This window comes from Fulvivirga kasyanovii, from assembly GCF_009711405.1.
GTDB classification, from domain to species: Bacteria; Bacteroidota; Bacteroidia; order Cytophagales; family Cyclobacteriaceae; genus Fulvivirga; species Fulvivirga kasyanovii.
In genome coordinates this window covers 1-5,044 of the sequence record NZ_SMLW01000509.1, presented here as the reverse complement: position 1 = coordinate 5,044, position 5,044 = coordinate 1, and the positions used below count along the sequence as shown (strand labels likewise).

5 protein-coding genes are annotated in these 5,044 nt (G+C 43.5%); 2 read left to right on the top strand and 3 right to left on the bottom strand.

All coding sequences use genetic code 11. From position 1 onward, the window contains the following. The first annotated feature begins 370 nt into the window (after positions 1-370). Together E1163_RS10520 and E1163_RS10515 are read left to right on the top strand one after the other, a co-directional pair. Complete coding sequence (locus tag E1163_RS10520) at positions 371-1,576, top strand: DUF763 domain-containing protein (protein WP_155171417.1); 1,206 nt, start codon at positions 371-373, stop codon at positions 1,574-1,576. 325 nt (positions 1,577-1,901) lie between these two features. Beyond that, positions 1,902-2,591 (top strand): hypothetical protein, encoded by a 690-nt coding sequence (locus E1163_RS10515; RefSeq protein ID WP_155171415.1) that lies wholly within the window; start codon positions 1,902-1,904, stop codon positions 2,589-2,591. On the opposite strand, the gene E1163_RS10510 is transcribed toward E1163_RS10515, so the two are convergent. Genes E1163_RS10510 through E1163_RS10500 form a run of 3 tightly spaced genes read right to left on the bottom strand, consistent with a single transcriptional unit; the run spans position 2,588 to position 4,872 of the window. Beyond that, positions 2,588-3,142: a hypothetical protein gene (locus E1163_RS10510; protein ID WP_155171413.1), complete on the bottom strand. Its 555-nt coding sequence runs from the start codon at positions 3,140-3,142 to the stop codon at positions 2,588-2,590. The genes E1163_RS10515 and E1163_RS10510 overlap by 4 nt on opposite strands. 5 nt (positions 3,143-3,147) lie before the next feature. Continuing rightward, entirely contained in the window at positions 3,148-3,918 is a 771-nt protein-coding gene (locus E1163_RS10505) for a DsbA family protein (protein ID WP_155171411.1), read from the bottom strand. A 3-nt stretch (positions 3,919-3,921) separates the two neighbouring features. Beyond that, the gene (locus tag E1163_RS10500) at positions 3,922-4,872 is read right to left on the bottom strand and encodes a manganese catalase family protein (RefSeq protein ID WP_155171409.1); all 951 of its coding nucleotides are present in this window, start codon (positions 4,870-4,872) and stop codon (positions 3,922-3,924) included. Between the last annotated feature and the right edge of the window lie 172 nt (positions 4,873-5,044).

Genomic DNA, 5,044 nt, shown 5'->3' with positions numbered 1-5,044 from the left:
TCCTAAATCTGAAAAATTTGTCAATTGATATTATTTTAATAAGCCGCAAAGTTATCCTTATTATATCGGATTGTGGCTACAGTTATTGATATTTATATTTTGATCAATGATATGTCTGATCCTCGCGCAGGGCGCCAAGCCCAAGAACCAAACCCTTGGTAATTAAGTTCATTTGCCCGGTAGCAAAGATTCAAAGGCAGATTAAACTATAATTCCGGAGAGGTACATCTTTTAACCAGCAACCGATGAAGTCAGTTGACGAAACAGGTGAAAGAAGTAATCTGCTCCATGCCATTGCCCAAAACTGGGTTGTCAATGAAATCTTAAGAAACACAAATTGAATTACTAATATTTTTAGTATTTTAGCAAAATGAAACGATCAGGACATGCAGATCTACCACTACACGGCGGCAAAGTGCCCTATTGGCTGGCTGAGCGTATGGCTACCCTGGGAGGGGCTATTACGGAAGCCATAGTCCTTGAGTATGGTAAATCCGAATTCCTGACGAGGCTGAGTGACCCGATGTGGTTTCAGTCCTTCGGCTGCGTACTTGGCATGGACTGGCACTCCTCCGGTATTACCACCTCAGTAATGGGTGCCCTCAAAAAAAGCCTGAATCCAATGGCCTCGGAGCTGGGCATATATGTCTGCGGAGGCAGAGGCAAGCATTCCCGTAAAACACCTGATGAGCTGATACAATTAGCAGGAAAGGTGGGTTTCAATGGTGATGAGATGGTAAAAAACAGCAAGCTGAGTGCAAAAATAGACAATACAGCCATTCAGGACGGCTATCAGCTTTACCTTCACTCTTTTGTGGTAACAAACGAAGGTGAGTGGGCAGTGATACAACAAGGCATGAACGATGGCAATGGCATGGCGAGAAGGTATCACTGGCACTCTTCGCAGGTACGCTCATTTTCCGAAGAACCTCATACGGGTGTATGTGGCATCAATAAAGGCCAGATATTGAATTTAACTGCCAAAGAGGCTTCCAAAACCAAAGCAGGCATACTTACCATTTCAAAGGAACCCTCTGATGTGATGATGCGAGAAATCAGGAAGATCATACTTCCACGCCACCACGAGGTCAAAGCCAGTGATGTAAACCTGAAAAGGTTAGGGAGTGTGCTGGCTCTGGCCAATAGTGGTGAGGTAACTTCCTTTGATGACCTGCTGATGATCAACGGCCTTGGACCACGAACTTTGCAGTCGCTGACGCTGGTCAGCGAAGTTATTCATGGCACACCCTCAAGATTTTCAGACCCTGCCCGCTATAGTTTTGCGCATGGTGGCAAGGACGGTCACCCCTTCCCTGTTCCCACTAAAGTCTACGATCAGACCATACATGTGCTAAAAACTTCAGTCGAAAAAGCCAAAATTGGGCACACTGATAAGCAAAAAGCCATTAAAAGTCTGCACGAACTATCCATGAAACTGGAAAAAGGATTTAGGCCTTCGCCGGAGCGGTTTGAAAAAATCATACAAAAAGAACGCAATGATTCCCATAAGTATGGAGGCAGGACTGTATTCGGAAAAGCCAAGCCTCCTGGTGGCCAGCTTGACCTTTTTAATTGATTCGGCTGATAAAGGAGGGATAAATACCTGTTGGTCTGATTAGTGACTACTTCTAAAATGATAATTCAGCACTGGTATTGCGCAAGTCCTCTTCGAAAGACCTGCGGGGAACTATCTTGTATCAAGATGAAGATTACCTAGTTGCTCATTACAATAATAAACTGCATAAAAATAAACCGCGAACAGTGTATTAATACTAAGCTTCCTGATGGCTAATTTTGATATTTTCAACTGATTATCAACGGATTGCAAATTTAATAACACATATTATATAACATGGTTTAATTATTGCTATAGTACAAGTTTTAACCTAAAACACTATACTATGAAAAACAAAGCTATGTTAGTTTCTATTTTACTAACTATTTTAACTCAATTTGATCTGCACAGTCAGGAACGGCTGAAAAAGGGTAATTACTTTATTGGAGGGGGTATTGGTTTTTCTACCAGAGATGACTCCTGGGATGAAAGCAACGTTAATATTCAGGAGTATGATTACACCAGGTTTTCGATCTCTCCTTATTCCGGAAAATTTATCAAGGACGGTATGGCTGTAGGTGTAGGTTTGCATTTATCGAGTTCAGATCTGGAAAGGGAGCGGGGAACACCTGGAGATCTCCAAACAACAACAGAAGATGGTTTTCGCATAGGAGGAAGTCTTTTCTTGAAGAAATTTTGGCCCATAAGTGAGAAATTCGGAGCATACCTATCTCCTGCCCTTGGATACAATAGAGAACGTAATGAGGAAAAAACCACAAATGGCAGCCTCGTGGCCACGTCAAAAACCAAGTCTAATGAAATAAGTTTGAGCGCTCGCCTTGGAATCTATTACTTTATCAGTCCCAGGTTCTCCTTTGAGACTAACCTGGCCAATGTGGTATTTAGCAAGGACTGGGAGACCCTTTCGACATCCAACGAAGGGACAAAAATCTCGAAGGACGGTAACAGGCTGGACCTTAACCTCATCAATCAATTTTCTTTTGATCAGATCATTGTGATCAACTACTACTTTTAATCCGTGATTAAGGCACCCTCCCGCTCAGGCTCATCCAGGAGGGTGTTGCCTTTCTTAGTATTCATCCTGCTATCATTCGTGCTGCCTGAATGATCCGTTGGTTTCTGTATCAGGCGATAACCGAACGCAGCAGTAGCCCCGAAGATCAAATGCGCTACAATAAGCTGGCCGTAGTATGATTTCAGATCAATATCCTCAGGCGGGTTGGGGTGAACTTTATAGGTACTTTTCCAAGTACCGATACCTATCAAACCCGCTAAACCACCTAGCCATAGAGCATTTGGTAAGTCAGGCTTTACCTTTCCTTTCCTCCAAACCTGGTCAAAGGCTGCTGAAAACAGCAACCCAACACCATAATGCAACATCCAGCCTGGCAGGCCCTCGTTATCAGGTTTAAGCTTGTTCACCGGCATTATTCTCCTGATCAGCTTATTTAACAATACCGGCTCTTCAAACTTCTCTTGTTTTTTAGCTGCCATAGCATAGCTGAATGCCGTCATTGCACTCGTGCCCAAAATTGCAGCAGAAAGGATTTTTATAGCTTTTATCATAGTATTTAATACTTTACGGCCGCGTCAACCTCTGCCATTTCACGTGGAGTAAGGTTGCCCCACTGCTTCTTATAATCTTGCAGCCTGATGCTATGAGTAGGCATAATATCCGACTGTATTTTACGTATAGCTTCCACCAGTACATGGTAAGGCCTGTAGCCCGTGATAATTATACCTCTTTTTCCTTTTTTACGAAACACCAGCGACGGATAACGCGAAATGCCGCGTGCTCTCACCTTGCGCAGGTCTGCCTTTAGCAGATTAATCGATCTTTTAGATGAAAGGTCTCGTTCAAACTGGGCATAATTCAGCACATCAGGGCACTCCTCCGTTAACTCGTGAGCAACCTGCAGTAGCACCTGTTTATCAGAAACATCCATCATTCTCAGCATAACAGCCTCCCTGATCTTACGTAATAATCGATCTCCCGCGGTTATTCCCTGTAACTCGGCAGCCTTTACCGCCAGACATGCGGGATAGGAAGATCTGGGTGGGTGCTCCACCCAGATCCTGTCATTGATAGGCATGCCGGAAACATGCCGCGCTTCTTTCCACAAAGGCCCCATTTGAGCAGGTTTGTTAATGGTATTGACAGTGTCATTATACGTATTCCAATCGGTCAACATTCCTCCCATTACATATCTCCAACTGATGCTGTCCGAATATTCATACCTGAGTTTCCTCCATTGGGGCTCAAAAGACCAACTCCAGCAGCAAAGCGGGTCGGTATAATATTCAATCCTTATTTTCTTAGCTTCATCCTGTGTTGTTGCCATAACTTATTTTACGTGCTCGTGATGTTCATATTTACTCCATTGGTTTTCTCCTTTGGGTACAGCATTTTTAATATGCTCCGATCTCTTCTTGCTTATTTCTTCGGTTTTCTCCTTTGCACTTTCCATAGTTCTTGTGGTGCCTACGATTTCCTCATCCAGCATGCCATTGGTCCGCAACACATGCTCAACAGGGTTTTCTATATACTCCCAGGTTTCGCCTTGCTCCGGTGATACCCCTTCATTCCACGGGCCTCTGAAACTGGAACCGTTAGACATGTTGAAGTATTTATTGCTGTAGCGCGGGCTTCCCTGTTGTACACCGGGAGGGAAATTTGGCTGAATATTATTCAGTGCCGCTTCAAACATCTGAAAATGGGCTATTTCGCGGGTCATCAAAAACTGTAGCGTTTCTTTGACGTATTTGTCATCAGTGAACTGCATCAAATATTCATACACTATTTTTGCCCGTGATTCTGCTGCAATATTAGATCGCAGATCCACCGTAAGATCACCGTTTGCAGTTACATAGGAGCCGTGCCATGGGTTTCCATTGCTATCAGTTAACGTAGGGCTGCCTCCGCTTAAATTCAAAAACTGCGGGTTGGTCATAGACTGGTGGATCATATTCTCTTTTGCATCCTGACCGTCGAGTAACTGCATAATTTCAGATTTGTCAGCAACATCTTTCAGCTCGCCATTTACACCGTTGAGCAGCATCTGGATAGTTGCTCCTACTATTTCAAGGTGGCTAAATTCTTCAGTAGCTATATCCATCAACAAATCATACTCTTTTGGAAATGGCTGCCTTGCCGCAAACGCCTGTACAAAGTATTGCATGGCTGCCTTCAATTCCCCATTGGGGCCTCCAAACTGCTCCAGAAGCAGCCTCGCAAACCGGGGATCGGGCTTAGAAACTCGTGCATTGAATTGTAGGTCTTTAATATGGTAAAACATAACTGGTTGGTTTAAGTGTGAAGTTTGTTATGCTAATGGGACGCAACAATTTCATGCCACCTCCGACAAATATTACAAACAACTATCTATCAGTTTGTTACAATTAATTTAAAGAAGCTCTTTGGGGCAGGTAATGCACTTTACCAGTTGAATATATTACACACAGGTATTT

What these genes read in the sequence shown, in the direction of transcription:
- E1163_RS10505 (WP_155171411.1), bottom strand. Translation starts at nt 3,918, where the DNA reads ATGGCAACAACACAGGATGAAGCTAAGAAAATAAGGATTGAATATTAT.
- E1163_RS10500 (WP_155171409.1), bottom strand. Translation starts at nt 4,872, where the DNA reads ATGTTTTACCATATTAAAGACCTACAATTCAATGCACGAGTTTCTAAG.
- E1163_RS10515 (WP_155171415.1), top strand. Translation starts at nt 1,902, where the DNA reads ATGAAAAACAAAGCTATGTTAGTTTCTATTTTACTAACTATTTTAACT.
- E1163_RS10510 (WP_155171413.1), bottom strand. Translation starts at nt 3,142, where the DNA reads ATGATAAAAGCTATAAAAATCCTTTCTGCTGCAATTTTGGGCACGAGT.
- E1163_RS10520 (WP_155171417.1), top strand. Translation starts at nt 371, where the DNA reads ATGAAACGATCAGGACATGCAGATCTACCACTACACGGCGGCAAAGTG.